Here is a 13,779-nt window from a genome sequence, read left to right as displayed (position 1 = left end):
CGCTTTACCGCTCAGCGCAGGTTTACCCGCGTGAGTATCTTAATCTATTAGCAGACTGACTGATTAACAGCAGCACAACCGCACGTGATAACAGAGCAACGACGCGCCACTCCGGCGCAGGCAGCGTCATTGACCAATCGCGAAAAGATAAACAACGTTGAATCATAACCGTAACTGACTCTCTGAACCTGTTGATGAGCATGTTCACGCCTGCCCCTCACGCTTCGGCTTATTCTGCAAATCCCTTCCGTACCTGGACAATGCTGGCGGGCCTGCAAATAATGGAGGGACGTTTGAACAGGGAAACAGGAATGAAAAACGAAACAGGTCTGAGGATCATGACTGCTGAGGGGGGGAGTTGCGTGGATGCATGGACGATGACCTTTTCGTATTCAAAGGCATACCTTATGCGGCGGCACCACTTGGCGCGCTGCGCTGGCGTCCGCCACAGCCGGTTACGCCCTGGCTGCAGGTGCGCGACTCCACCGCGTTTGGGGCTTCCGGCTGGCAAAATCGCACTTACTGCCAGGCCGTGGGCGGTGGCGATCCGGGTGAGTTCAGCGAAGACTGCCTCTACCTTAATGTCTGGACGCCCGATGTCGCGCCCGTGAAACCCCTGCCGGTGATGGTATGGCTGCACGGTGGTGGCTACACCATTGGTGCTGGCGGGCTGGCACCTTACAACGGCAAGCCGATGGCTTCACGCGGCGCGGTGGTGGTGACGCTCAACTACCGGCTCGGCCATCTCGGTTTCTTCTCTCATCCGGCCCTGGATGCTGAATACCCTGTTGCCAGCACGGTCAACAATTTTGGCCTGCTGGATCAGATTGCCGCACTGCAGTGGGTGCAGCGCAACATTCCTGCCTTTGGCGGCGACCGCCGCAATGTGACACTTTTCGGTGAATCCTCAGGCGCACGCAGCGTGCTGTCACTCTGCTGTTCGCCACTGGCCGAAGGGCTGTTTCATAAAGGGATTGTGCAGAGCGCCTACAGCCTGCCTGATACGCCGCTGAAAAAAGCGCGTCAGCAGGGTATGGCGGTGGCCCGCCATTTCGGTCTGCCGCCCGATGCCAGCGCTGATGACCTGCGCGCACTGCCTGCCGATGCCTTCTGGTCGCTGGAAGGGCCGCTGGCGATCCCGCCGGTGCCGATTGCGGGTGACGCTGTCCTGCCTGAGCCGATGCTGAAAACCTTTATGGCTGCAAAACAGCACCGTCTGCCGCTGATGGCGGGCAGCAACAGCGATGAAGCCAGCGTGCTGGAATATTTTGGCGTGGATGCCACCGCGGTGCTGCATCAGTTACGCGATAAAAATCGTCTCACTTACCGGACGCTTAAATGGATGTATGACATTCATGACGATCAGCGGCTGGGACGTGCCGTGGCGCGCGATATGGCATTCAGCCTGGTGCCGTGGCTGGTGATGCGGGCGCAGCACAATGCCGGAATGCCAGGCTGGCGCTACTGGTTTGATTATGTCTCTGAACATGCCCGTGACCTCTATCCGCACGGCACCTGGCACGGCAACGAAGTGCCTTATGTGCTGAACACGCTGAGTCAGATGCCGGATCCCAACGAAGAACGACCCTTCAGTGAGGCCGATCGGGCATTTGCGGCACGGGTCAGCGAGTACTGGTTTACCTTTGCCCGTGATGCTACGGAATACAAGCATCAGCTGGAGGGGGAAGTCGTGTGGCCAGCCTGGCACCCAGGCTCTGACGTGACAATGTCACTCGGTGATGATCGGAAGAGCGGGCTGGTTCTGAAGCGGAACTTTATGCGCGCCCGTATGCGGCTTTTCCGGCTATTAATGAGTCGTATGGATAGGCTTTAAACGGCAGCTCATGGTTAGCCTGCTAACCATCAAATTGCGCGAATGGAATTAATCTGCTTTTTAAAGGTTAACCTGCTGAATAAAAAAGGCTATAAAGTGAAATTTGCCTTAGGGACGCTGTAAAATATTAGGTAACAAAACAGTTACATCTTCACAATCGCATGCCGATAAACCTCCTATGCCCGACGCTTGCGGGTCAACGTGTATAGGATTTTGGTATGGGAATGCTCAAAAATTTTACCATTCGCGCAGTGATGCTCTCTATTCTGGGACTGTTTTGTTTACTGTGGAGCGGCGTCGGGCTGTATAGCATTCACTCTCTTGGCGCGCTCAGCGAAGGGAATGATGTGGACCGTCATCTGGTTGAGCAAATGACGGTGCTGAGCAAAGGCAACGATCAATATTTTCGTGTTATCACGCGCTTATCCCGCGTGATGGAAAGCAAAGCCGCAGGTCAGACCCTGAACGATGAGGCTTATGCTCCGGTGCAGCAGGCGCTGGACAGCATGACCCAGCAACTGGCGCGCTTTAAACAACTGGCACCCGGCCCGATGAACCCGGATGTCGTGGATGGGGTGATTCAGAGCTGGCAAAAGCTGCTGGATGCGGGCGTTACGCCACAATTGCAGCTGGCCCGTCAGGCCTCGCCTGATGCTTATCGTCAGCAGGCAAATAATGTCACGCCCCCACTCAGTCGTGCCTTTGGCATCAGCGCAGAGAAATTCAGCCAGGGCGCAGCTGAAAAGCTGGATGCAACCCGGGTTGAAGTGGATCACCTCACCGCGATGACCAAAACGATTATTACCATCACGGTAATTATCGGCCTGTTTATTCTGCTGTTTACCGACCGCTATCTGGTGGCGATGCTGGTCCGTCCGCTGGAAAGTATTCGTACCCACTTCGCGGTAATTGCCACGGGCGACCTGAGTCAGCCGGTATCCGATTTCGGACGCAACTGCGTCGGTAAACTGGTGCCGCTGCTGAGCGCCATGCAGGATAGCCTGCGTGAAGCGGTCAGCGCCATTCGCAGCGGCACTGAGAATATCTCGCGCGGTGCCGCAGAGATTTCTGCCGGTAACAACGACCTCTCTTCACGTACCGAAGAGCAGGCCGCTGCGCTCGAACAGACTGCGGCCAGCATGGAGCAGTTGACGGCCACGGTAAAATTCAACGCCGATAATGCCCGCCAGGCCAGCCTGCTGGCAGAAACCGCCACCACCACGGCACAACGTGGCGGTCAGCTGGTCAGTGAAGTCGTCAGCACTATGGATGGCATCTCAGGCAGCTCGAAGAAAATCGCTGAAATCACTAACGTGATCAACGGCATCGCTTTCCAGACCAATATTCTGGCGCTGAACGCCGCCGTCGAAGCGGCACGTGCTGGCGAACAGGGGCGGGGTTTTGCGGTCGTTGCCTCTGAAGTGCGTAACCTTGCACAGCGCAGCGCCAATGCCGCGAAAGAGATTGCGACGCTGATTGAAGATTCGGTTCAGCGTGTAGGTAAAGGCGCCGAGCTGGTCAGCACCACCGGCGGCACCATGAACAATATTCTGAAATCGGTGCAGGATGTTGATGCGATCATGAAACAGATTGCTTCCGCCTCAGAAGAGCAGAGCAAAGGCATCTCTCAGGTGGGTGCTGCGGTAACCGAAATGGATAGCGTGACCCAGCAGAACGCCTCACTGGTTGAAGAGGTTTCTGCCGCGGCGAGCGCACTGGCATTGCAGACGGAAGCGCTGCAGGCTTCTGTGTCGAAGTTCCGTCTCTCCAGCAACCGCCAGACCGCACCGGTCATCACGAATAAACCTGCCGCGCCGAAAGCAACCGTGCTGAATGCGCCTCAGGCTAAACCGGCGGATAACGGCGACTGGGTCACCTTCTGATCCCTGCACAGCCACGCCACCAGCTCCGCCAGGAACGGTGGCGCATCCTGCGCGGGCCGTTTCAGTAAACTGTAAACCGCACCGGTTTTTGCCTCGCCAGCGAACGGCTTAATCAGCCTGCCGCTGGCTATATCACTCTCCACCAGATTGCTGTCGGCCATCGCCACACCAAACCCCTGAATCGCTGCACTGATCGCTAAGTCCATGGTGGCAAAATGCTGGTTCCGCTTCATGTTCAGTGTCACCTGCTGCGCCTGCAGCCAGCACTGCCAGTCACGCGTATCTGCCGTCGGATGCAAAAAGGTCATTGTGGCCAGTGCCGCCGGGGAGTCCGGGCGGGGTTGATCGGCTGCCATCACTGGCGTCAGCGACTCACTGAACAGGCAAATTCCGTCAGGGTGCGGCTTACCATAGACAATCGCCACATCGAAGTTCTCCAGCTGCGCGGCATGATCCAGCGTGGTGGTCAGAGCTACATGCAGTTCAGGTCGCTGATGCTCCAGCGCCATCAGCCGGGGCACCAGCCAGCGCATTGCACAGGTTGGCGCTTTCAGGCGAATGCTGACCTGACTACGGCGGACCTTCTCGCTGGCCTTAACCATCAGCTCAAAACCCTGCTGTAAGTCGGGCAGCAGCGCCGCGCCCTGAGGGGTCAGGCGCAGACCGCGCGCGTGGCGGTCAAACAGCGTCACGCCCAGCCACTGCTCCAGGGCGGCAATCTTACGACTGACGGCGCCCTGCGTCAGGCAAAGTTCGCGGGCAGCGTGGGTCAGATTGAGATGTCGGGCGGTCACCAGAAAGGCGTGAATGGCATTAAGCGGCAGCGATAAGCGTGACACGGTGAACCTCAGCTATGCATTTTTGTCATGGCTATTATGACGACATTTCGCTTGCCGACTCAAGTCGCAGCCCGTTGAATAGCTATTTACCGCATCTGAGCGGTTAAGCCCCTGACGGAGAGAGTATGTCCCTGAAAACGCCTGTCGCTATCCACTCAAAATTGCCGGACGTCGGCACCACTATTTTCAGCGTGATTGGCCAGCTTTCGGCGCAGCATCAGGCGATTAACCTGTCGCAGGGCGCGCCCAATTTCCCCTGTGATCCGGCGCTGGTCGACTCAGTCAGCCGCGCGATGCAGGAAGGACATAATCAGTATGCCGCCATGATGGGCTTGCCCGCCTTACGCGACGCGCTTGCCAGCAAAGTGCAGGCGCTCTATGGACAACAATATGATGCCGCCAGTGAAGTGCTGATCACCGGCAGCGCCAGCCAGGGGCTCTATATGGCGATTACCGCGCTGGTTCATCAGGGCGATGAGGTGATCTTCTTTGAACCGGCGTTTGACAGCTACGCGCCGGTGGTGCGGTTGCAGGGCGGTAAACCGATTGGCCTGAAGTTGCAGGTGCCGTCATTTGCTATCGACTGGGATCAGTTGCGGGCAGCAATCACGCCGCGCACCCGGATGATCATTATTAATACGCCGCATAACCCCAGCGCGCAGGTGCTGACCCCCGACGACCTGAATCAGCTGGCAGCCTTAATCCGCAACACCGATATCGTGGTGCTCTCCGATGAGGTTTACGAGCATATTCTGTTTGATGGGCGACCGCATTGTGGGATGGCGACGCATCCGGAGCTGGCAGCCCGCAGCGTCATTGTCTCTTCGTTTGGCAAAACCTTCCACGTCACCGGCTGGCGGGTAGGCTACTGTCTGGCACCGGCAGAGCTGATGACTGAGCTGGTGAAAGTGCATCAGTTTATGATGTACGCCGCCGATACACCGATGCAGGTCGGTTTCGCACACTATCTGCAGACGCCAGAGAACTATCTGTCGCTCAGTGCCTTCTATCAGCAGAAGCGCGATCGGCTGATTGCCCTGATGCAGAACTCCCCGTTCCGGCTGCTGCCGAGTGCTGGTTCGTTCTTTATGCTCGCCAGCTATGGACATTTCAGTGACGAACCGGACAGTGAAATGGTAAAACGTCTTATCGTCGATCACGGTGTGGCGACCATACCGCTGTCGGCGTTTTATATGGATGGCACAGATAACAAACTGATTCGGCTCTCTTTTGCTAAAGACGAGGCGACACTTGAGGCTGGCGCGGCTGCGCTATGTGCTTTTTCTCACTGATTCACGCCACCGCGTGAGGCAGCTCGGGGAACAGGTAACCAGGACTTTTCGGGGTAAATAACATAATGAAGAAACTGAACGCGCTTTTTCTCGCTCTGGGCATGATGACATCGGTACAGGCACTGGCACAGGATTTACGCTACGGCGTGGAGTCACAATATCCGCCTTTTGAAAGCCGCAATGCTAAAGGGGAACTGGAAGGCTTTGATATCGAGCTGGGCAATGCCATCTGTAAGGCGGGCAACTTCAGCTGCCAATGGGTTGAGAGCAGCTTTGATGCGCTGATCCCGGCACTGCAGGCGAAAAAGTTCGACGCCATTAACTCGGCGATGAACATCACCGAAGCGCGCGCCAGAAGCATTGCGTTTACGCAGCCGATCTACCGTATTCCGACCATGTTAGTGGCGAAGACCGGTGAAAATCTGGCACCGACTGCCGAAGGTCTGAAGGGCAAGAACATCGGTGTATTACAGGGATCCATCCAGGAAACCTATGCGAAGAAGCACTGGGAGCCGCAGGGTGTGACCGTGACCTCGTATCAGGATCAAAACCAGGTTTACAACGACATGGTCGCGGGCCGTCTGGATGGCACACTGGTGATGTCCGCTGCCGGTCAGTCTGGCTTCCTCGATAAACCGCAGGGCAAAGGCTTTGGGTTTGTTGGCAAGCCAGTCGAAGATGACGCGATTCTTGGTTCAGGCATCGGCTACGGCCTGCGCAAAGATGACGCGCAGCTGAAGCAGTCACTGGATGCGGCGATTGCTAAAGTGCAGGGCGATGGCACCATCAAAAAGCTGGCTGAAAAATATTTCCCAGGCATTGATGTCAGCGCGAAGCCATAATCGCAATCGGGCGCGTTCTGCGCCCGATTCCTCCGCTTATTCCGCCGCCAGATAACAGAGTTTTTCCGCCACCTGATAGGACTTCACAAACGACGTTACCGGCAGAAATTCGAAGCGTGAATGGAAGTTGTGCGCGCCGGTAAAGAAGTTCGGCGTCAGCAGACCTTTGGCTGACAGCGCGGCACCGTCTGTACCGCCACGCATCGGAATCACCTTCGGCTCAATCTCCAGCGCGGCAAAGGCACTGAAGATCAGGTCAATCGCCCGACGATCTTCACTCAGGGCATTGCTGATATTGCTGTAAGTATCGCTGATACCCACGCTCACCTTGCCGGTGGGGTAACGCGCCGCCAGATCCTCTGCTGCCTGCTGCAACTGCTGCTTACGTGCCGCAAAGCTGGTCAGATCAAAATCACGGATTGAGGCCTTCAGCGTCGCCTTGCTGGCGTTGGCCTGAATCTCATTGAACCAGATATAGCCTTCACGGCCTTCGGTATGCTCCGGGGTCTGCTGCCGATCAAACAGGCTGATATAGTCATGCGCCATCAGCAGCGGATTGACCAGCACCCCTTTGCCCGACATCGGATGGGCGGGTACACCGGTAAACACAATTTCTGCAGCGGCAGCATTGAAGTTTTCATACACCACTTCGCCCAGTTCGCAGCAGTCGATGGTCCAGGCGAAATCAACATTAAAGCGCGTTTCCAGATCCAGCGCTTTCGCGCCGCGCAGCCCAATCTCTTCGTCCGGCACAAAGGCCACCACGATGTCGCCGTGGTCGCCGTTAAGGTTCTGCATCAGCGTCATCACCACGGTGACCGCCGCTTTGTTGTCCGCGCCCAGCACGCTGGTGCCGTCGCTGAAGATCACCTGCTGACCGACGTAGGGCGCGATCTCCGGATGTTCATCGCGGCGCAGCCAGATATCCTGCTCTGCATTCAGACAGAGATCTTCGCCCTGCCAGGTGAGGATCTGCGGGTGGATATCGGGCGACAAACCGACATCAACGGTATCGATATGCGTAATAAACCCGATGCGCGGCGCGTCAGGCCGGTTGCCGCGTTTCACCGCCGTCACCGTGGCATGTTCATCAATCACCACCTCATCCAGCCCTGACGCGCGCAGCTCATCCGCCAGCAGTTCCGCCATGGCGTGCTGGCTCGGCGTGCTGGGCAGGGTGGTGGATTTGGCATCGCTCTGACTGCTGATGGCGAGGTAACGGAAAAAACGGTCTGTGAGCTGCGACTCAAGTTTGTCTGTCATCACTATTCCTTATTAGTCAGCCACCAGCGGGGTTCGTTATGGTGCCGAATCGTGCTATCAATGAAGCATCTGAATGATTCATTTAGATATTGTGATCACCGGAAGTCAATACAAAGCGAGGATAATAATGAAAATCAAGATAGCCACCTTAGCGCTTGTTACGGCTGGGATAGCGCTGGCTGGCAGCGTTAACGCCAAAACGCTGGTCTTCTGTTCTGAGGGATCGCCAGAGAACTTTAACCCGCAGCTCTATACCTCCGGGACCAGCGTTGACGCCAGTGCGGTGCCGGTCTTTAACCGGCTGGTGGACTTTACGCCCGGCACCACCAATCTGGTGCCCAGCCTGGCGGAACGCTGGGAAATCAACCCGGATGGCACGGTTTACACCTTCTATCTGCGCAAGAACGTGAAGTTTCAGAGCAATAAAGCCTTCAAACCCAGCCGCGACTTCAACGCCGACGATGTGATCTTCTCGTTTATGCGCCAGATGGACCCGAAAAATCCCTACCACAATGTCTCTGGCGGCACCTATTCCAACTTCGAAAGCCTGGAGCTCTCCACGCTGATTAAAAGTATTGACCGGGTCGATGACCACACCGTACGTTTTACGCTGTCCCATCCGGAAGCGCCGTTCCTTGCCGATCTCGCCTGGTACTTCGCCTCGATCCACTCGGCGGAATATGCAGACGCGATGCTGAAAGCGGGGACGCCGGAGAAGGTCGATATGAACCCGATCGGCACCGGCCCGTTTGAGCTGGTGCAGTATCAGAAAGATTCCCGCATTCTCTACAAAGCGTTCCCGGACTACTGGCAGGGCAAGGCGAAACTCGATCGGCTGGTGTTCAGCATCACGCCGGATGCCTCCGTGCGTTATGCCAAGCTGGAGAAGAATGAGTGTCAGGTAATGCCATTCCCTAATCCCGCCGATCTTGAAAAGATGCGCGCTAACCCGGATATCACCCTGGAACAGAAGGCGGGTCTGAATACCGGCTTCCTGGCGTTTAACACCACTAAGGCGCCAACCGATAACGTCAAAGTGCGCCAGGCGCTGGCGATGGCGATCAACAAACCGGCGATCATTGATGCGATTTTTAAAGGCACCGGCACGGTTGCGAAAAATATCCTGCCACCGGGCGTCTGGAGCGCCGACAAAGATCTTAAAGATTACGACTACGATCCAGAGAAGGCCAAAGCCCTGCTGCAACAGGCGGGTGTGAAACCGGGTACCGAAATTGCGCTCTGGGCGATGCCGGTTCAGCGGCCTTACAACCCGAATGCGCGCCGCATGGCGGAGATGATTCAGTCGGACTGGGCTAAAGTGGGCATCAAAGCCAATATCGTCAGCTATGAGTGGGGCGAATACCTGAAACGCGTGCGCAGCGGCGAGCATCAGGCGGCGCTGATGGGCTGGACCACCGCCACCGGCGATCCGGACAACTTCTTTGGCCCGCTTTACAGCTGTACCTCTGCACAGGGCGGTTCCAACTCCTCAAAATGGTGCTATCAGCCGTTCGAGAAGTTAATCACCGAAGCCCGCGCCGAGCCGGATCAGGGCAAACGCACCGCGCTCTATCTGCAGGCACAGCAGATGATGCATGACCAGATGCCTGCGGTGATGATTGCGCACTCCACCATCTTTGAGCCGGTGCGCAAATCGGTCAGCGGCTATCAGGTCGATCCGTTCGGCAAACACATCTTCTATCAGGTTGATATTAAGCAGTAAGTGATTGCCGCTAAAACCAGAGCCCCACTTCCGAGTGGGGCTAAGCTTATGCACTAAAGTCAGGGTTTATATGACCGCAATGATAAAGCTCAACGCGAAGGGAACACGAGCAGAGGAGGAAAGCGTCCCGCCGCCCGGATAAAAACGCCGGGAGCGTTTTTGAACAACGCAAAGCGTTGGCCCGGCTACAGGCGCACCTCAGGGATGAGGTGCGTAATCGCGTGGGCCGGGCATGCCATGGAGGTCGGCTTTTGCGACTTTCCGATCGGGTCGTGTTCCCTAAGCCAGCACTATCTGACAGCCATCCAGCGCAGACTTTAACAACCAAACTCCTTTAAGCCTGTACCTCTCATCCCATCCTCACCTGCTGATCCATCTCCGTCAACCGCTCCTGCAAAAACTGCAGAAACAGCGTCAGCGCCGCATTCCGCTGGCGGCCGGACACCGTCTGAAGCTGCAACGTTCGCTGACTCAGCTGATCCACCCCCATCGAACGCAACACCAGATTTTGCGTGTCGCGCTCAAACAACAGGGTAAACGCACTGCAAATGGTTACTGCCTGCGGGGTATGCAGCAAAAAGTGGTAGAGCGTAGCGAAATAGTCGCAGGTCAGCACCGGCTCGACCACGCAGTCGTTCATCTGACAGGAGAGGTCAAACAACTGCCGCACGGTAGTATGCTGACCTGGCAACGCCAGCGGCCAGCCATGCAGATCGGCCAGCGTCACCTGACGCGACGCCAGCGGATGTGACTGATGCATCGCCAGTAACACCGGCGCCGGCCACGAGCCGAGCACCTCAACGCTGCGCTCCGGTTGCAGACTGAACTGCAGCGCAACATCGCATTCCCCAGCTCTGACGCATGCCGCCACGCCCTGCGAGTGCGTCACATTAAGCGCAAACAGCACGCCGGGATTGGCCTGACGAAACTCCGCCAGCAGACCCGGCAGCAGACTGAACGCCATTCCGTCGGTGCAGGCAATGCGGATCAGGCTGCGCCGTATTGCTTTCAGCCCTTTAATCTCCGCCAGCGCATATTCCATATCGAGCTGACTCTTGCGCACATGATGCGCGAATATTTCACCGGCTTCGTTCAATACCATGCCGCGTGCATGCCGCTCAAACAGCGGCACACCCACCTGCGTTTCCAGGCGCTGGATCTGGCGACTAATCGCCGACACCGCCACAAAGAGTTGCTCGCTGGCGGCGCTGAGCGATCCGCACTGTACGACCGCCAGGAAATAGCGGATCTCACTGCTTAACATGGTCACTCCGGCAAAACGCATCATAAAAGGGCAGGCGTGGCTTGCTTTAAAAGCAAGGCTCACTCGATAAATTAATAATTGTGGCAAAGAGAGAAGTTTGTCAAAGATAAAGCACGATAAAAAGAACAGACAGGGCAAACATGACAGAGCAACAGACCGTTGACCAGGCGATGCACTATTTCGACAGTGGCGAGTTTCAGCAGCTGCTGGCACGACGAATTTCCTGCGTGACCGAAAGCCAGCACGCCAGCAGGCAGGTGGAGCTTGAGAACTATCTGCAGCAGGAGATCGGCCCGCAGCTGGCGGCGATGGGCTTTACGCTGCACCCGTTTGAGAATCCGCAGCCCTGCAGCCCGCCGTTTCTGATCGCCACACTCATTGAAGATCCCTCCAGACCGACGCTGCTCTGCTATGGCCACGGCGATGTGGTGTTCGGCGACGATGAGAACTGGCGCGACGGTTTATCACCGTGGCAACTCACGGCTGAAGATGACCGCCTGTATGGGCGCGGCAGTGCGGACAACAAAGGCCAGCACTGCATCAATCTCGCGGCGCTGGAGCAGGTGTGGCAGGCACGCGGTGGCGCACTGGGCTTCAACTGCAAAATTTTGTTTGAAATGGGTGAAGAGATCAGTTCACCGGGGCTGGCGGAGATTTGTCAGCAGCAGCGGGCGCTGTTACAGGCCGACCTCTTTATCGCCTCTGATGGCCCGCGACTGAACGCGGTGCGGCCGACACTGTTCCTGGGTTCGCGTGGCGCGGCGAACTTTCGTCTGACTATCAGGGCGCGCGACAACGCCTATCACTCCGGCAACTGGGGCGGACTGCTGAGTAATCCCGGCACCCAGCTGGCGAATGCGCTCGCCTGCCTGGTGAATGCAAAGGGTGTTTTGCAGGTCGCCGCGCTGAAACCGGACTCCCTGACCGATGCGGTGCGCGCCATCCTCAGTGATATTGAGGTGGGCGGAATGCCGGGCGATCCGGCGCTGGCCGACGGCTGGGGAGAACCTGGCCTGACGCCTGCGGAGCGTCTTTATGGCTGGAACACGCTGGAGGTGCTGGCGTTTGAAACCGGTAACCCGGCGCGCCCGATGAACGCCATCCCCGGCAGCGCCACGGCAGTGTGTCAGCTGCGATTTGTGGTCGGCACCGACTGGGAAAATCTGGTCCGGCATGTCGACAGTCACCTGCATCAGCACGGCTTCGATAACGTCAGCGTGGAGTTTATGCGCGGTTCTCCTGCGACGCGACTCGATCCGCAGGATCCGCTGGTGGCCTGGGCGCTGGACACGCTGGCCCGCAGCAGCGGTAAAAAACCGGCGCTGTTGCCCAATCTCGGCGGTTCACTGCCCAATGAGGTATTTGCCGATATCCTCGGCCTTCCGACGCTGTGGGTGCCCCATTCCTATCCGGCCTGCGGCCAGCACGGCGTTAACGAACACATGCTCACCTCTGTTGCACGTGAAGGGCTGGCGATCATGACCCGCCTTTTCTGGCAACTGGGTGAAGAGGGCGAACAACTGATGTCGCGCCACCATCAGTGGCGGAGAGGTGAACAATGAGCAGCATCGCGCAGAGTACTCCGCAGGTGAAACCGAGCCTGCACAAAACGCTGTTCGCTACCTGCATTGGTAACGCGCTGGAGTGGTTCGACATCGCGGTGTATGGCTTCTTCGCCAGCTACATCGCGCACGTCTTCTTTCCGGTCAGCGATCCGTCGGTGTCGCTGCTGCTGACCTTCGGCAGCTTCGGCATCTCGTTCCTGATCCGTCCGCTGGGTGCCATCGTGCTGGGCAACTATGCCGACCGTCATGGCCGTAAAAAAAGCGCTGCTGCTCTCAATCAATCTGATGATGCTGGGTGGGGCGATCATTACCTTTATGCCGGGTTACGCCACTATTGGTCTGGCGGCGCCGCTGCTGATTATCCTGGCGCGTCTGATTCAGGGCTTCTCTGCTGGAGGCGAATTTGGCAGTTCGACCGCTTTCCTGGTAGAGCACTTTCCCGAGCGCAAAGCCTTTATCGCCAGCTGGCAGTTCGCCACACAGGGCGCCAGTACTCTGATGGCATCGGCGTTCGGCCTCGGGATGACACACTGGCTGAGCGAAAGTGAGATTCAGGCGTGGGGCTGGCGTATCCCGTTTGCCTTCGGCTTACTGATTGGGCCGCTGGGGATCTACATTCGCCGTCACGTGCAGGAGCCCGCCAGCTTTGCGACGCAGGAGAAGGAAGCCGCACCGCTGAAAACGCTGTTCGGGCGGCAGAAAGCGCTGATCACCCTGGCGATTGGGGTGATGGTGATCTCGACCGCGGTCAACTACATGCTCAATTACATTCCGACCTACGCCACCAAAACGCTGCATCTGCCGGGGTCGGTAGCCTTTACCGCCACGCTGGTCGCAGGGATTATCCTGACGGTGGTGACGCCCATAATGGGATTGTGGGCGGAGCGGATTGGCCGATTGCCGCTGATGTGGGGATCGCTGCTGCTGTTGATGGTCACCATCTATCCCGCCTTCAAATGGATGGTCGATCACACTACGCCCACCACGCTGATCCTGCTGGTGGCGTGGATGGCGCTACTCAAGTCGGTCTATTTCTCCACGGTGCCGTCGGTGATGGCCGATCTCTTCCCGGCGACCACGCGCGCCAGCGGCATGGCGATCAGCTACAACGTGGCCGTGACGGTATTTGGCGGGTTTGCGCCGCTGATTTGCAGCATGCTGATTGCCGCCACCGGCAGTAGTCTGGCGCCTGGATACTACCTGATGGCCGTGGCGGTGTTGAGTGGTATCGCGCTGCTGCGCTGCAGTAAGCGGGTGGCATAACAGAATGGGCC

At 57.5% G+C, this 13,779-nt stretch carries 8 protein-coding genes and 2 pseudogenes; 7 read left to right on the top strand and 3 right to left on the bottom strand.

Annotated features, from left to right (window positions below; translation table 11 throughout):
* Positions 1–311: 311 nt before the first annotated feature.
* Positions 312–1,834: pseudogene (locus tag JNO11_RS10010) on the top strand (carboxylesterase/lipase family protein).
* Positions 1,835–2,052: 218 nt separating this feature from the next.
* Positions 2,053–3,717, top strand: a complete 1,665-nt coding sequence (locus tag JNO11_RS10005; RefSeq protein ID WP_010244706.1) for a methyl-accepting chemotaxis protein — start codon at positions 2,053–2,055, stop codon at positions 3,715–3,717.
* On the opposite strand, the gene JNO11_RS10000 is transcribed toward JNO11_RS10005, so the two are convergent.
* Entirely contained in the window at positions 3,675–4,556 is an 882-nt protein-coding gene (locus JNO11_RS10000; protein WP_325177258.1) for a LysR substrate-binding domain-containing protein, read from the bottom strand. The two genes, JNO11_RS10005 and JNO11_RS10000, sit on opposite strands and share 43 nt — an antisense overlap.
* A 125-nt stretch (positions 4,557–4,681) precedes the next feature.
* Between JNO11_RS10000 and JNO11_RS09995 the strand changes: the two genes are divergently transcribed.
* Both JNO11_RS09995 and JNO11_RS09990 read left to right on the top strand, forming a co-directional pair.
* Positions 4,682–5,848: a methionine aminotransferase gene (locus tag JNO11_RS09995; protein ID WP_010244712.1), complete on the top strand. Its 1,167-nt coding sequence runs from the start codon at positions 4,682–4,684 to the stop codon at positions 5,846–5,848.
* A gap of 65 nt (positions 5,849–5,913) precedes the next feature.
* Positions 5,914–6,690 carry a transporter substrate-binding domain-containing protein gene (locus tag JNO11_RS09990; RefSeq protein ID WP_325177257.1) on the top strand — a complete coding sequence of 259 codons (777 nt, stop codon included), beginning with the start codon at positions 5,914–5,916 and terminating at the stop codon, positions 6,688–6,690.
* A 36-nt stretch (positions 6,691–6,726) separates the two neighbouring features.
* On the opposite strand, the gene pepT is transcribed toward JNO11_RS09990, so the two are convergent.
* Positions 6,727–7,953, bottom strand: a complete 1,227-nt coding sequence (pepT, locus tag JNO11_RS09985; protein WP_325177256.1) for a peptidase T — start codon at positions 7,951–7,953, stop codon at positions 6,727–6,729.
* A 127-nt stretch (positions 7,954–8,080) separates the two neighbouring features.
* Here pepT and JNO11_RS09980 point away from each other — a divergent pair, with 127 nt between their 5' ends.
* Positions 8,081–9,676, top strand: a complete 1,596-nt coding sequence (locus tag JNO11_RS09980) for an ABC transporter substrate-binding protein (RefSeq protein ID WP_191921279.1) — start codon at positions 8,081–8,083, stop codon at positions 9,674–9,676.
* A 349-nt stretch (positions 9,677–10,025) separates the two neighbouring features.
* Here JNO11_RS09980 and JNO11_RS09975 read toward each other — a convergent pair whose 3' ends face one another.
* The gene (locus JNO11_RS09975; RefSeq protein WP_163639317.1) at positions 10,026–10,940 is read right to left on the bottom strand and encodes a LysR family transcriptional regulator; all 915 of its coding nucleotides are present in this window, start codon (positions 10,938–10,940) and stop codon (positions 10,026–10,028) included.
* 140 nt (positions 10,941–11,080) lie between these two features.
* On the opposite strand from JNO11_RS09975, the gene JNO11_RS09970 reads away from it, so the two are divergent.
* Both JNO11_RS09970 and JNO11_RS09965 read left to right on the top strand, forming a co-directional pair.
* The gene (locus JNO11_RS09970; protein ID WP_325177255.1) at positions 11,081–12,502 is read left to right on the top strand and encodes a M20 family metallopeptidase; all 1,422 of its coding nucleotides are present in this window, start codon (positions 11,081–11,083) and stop codon (positions 12,500–12,502) included.
* Positions 12,499–13,768, top strand: a pseudogene (locus tag JNO11_RS09965) (MFS transporter). Before JNO11_RS09970 ends, JNO11_RS09965 begins: the two are co-directional and overlap by 4 nt.
* Positions 13,769–13,779: the final 11 nt, after the last annotated feature.

This window comes from Pantoea sp. 1B4 (assembly GCF_016925765.1).
Lineage (GTDB): Bacteria > Pseudomonadota > Gammaproteobacteria > Enterobacterales > Enterobacteriaceae > Pantoea > Pantoea agglomerans.
Note: the sequence above shows the minus strand (reverse complement) of the source record. Positions and strands in the feature narration are given on the sequence as shown.

Coding starts and splice junctions, on each gene's coding strand:
- JNO11_RS10005 (WP_010244706.1), top strand. CDS start 2,053: ATGGGAATGCTCAAAAATTTTACCATTCGCGCAGTGATGCTCTCTATT.
- JNO11_RS09995 (WP_010244712.1), top strand. CDS start 4,682: ATGTCCCTGAAAACGCCTGTCGCTATCCACTCAAAATTGCCGGACGTC.
- JNO11_RS09990 (WP_325177257.1), top strand. CDS start 5,914: ATGAAGAAACTGAACGCGCTTTTTCTCGCTCTGGGCATGATGACATCG.
- pepT (WP_325177256.1), bottom strand. CDS start 7,953: ATGACAGACAAACTTGAGTCGCAGCTCACAGACCGTTTTTTCCGTTAC.
- JNO11_RS09980 (WP_191921279.1), top strand. CDS start 8,081: ATGAAAATCAAGATAGCCACCTTAGCGCTTGTTACGGCTGGGATAGCG.
- JNO11_RS09975 (WP_163639317.1), bottom strand. CDS start 10,940: ATGTTAAGCAGTGAGATCCGCTATTTCCTGGCGGTCGTACAGTGCGGA.
- JNO11_RS09970 (WP_325177255.1), top strand. CDS start 11,081: ATGACAGAGCAACAGACCGTTGACCAGGCGATGCACTATTTCGACAGT.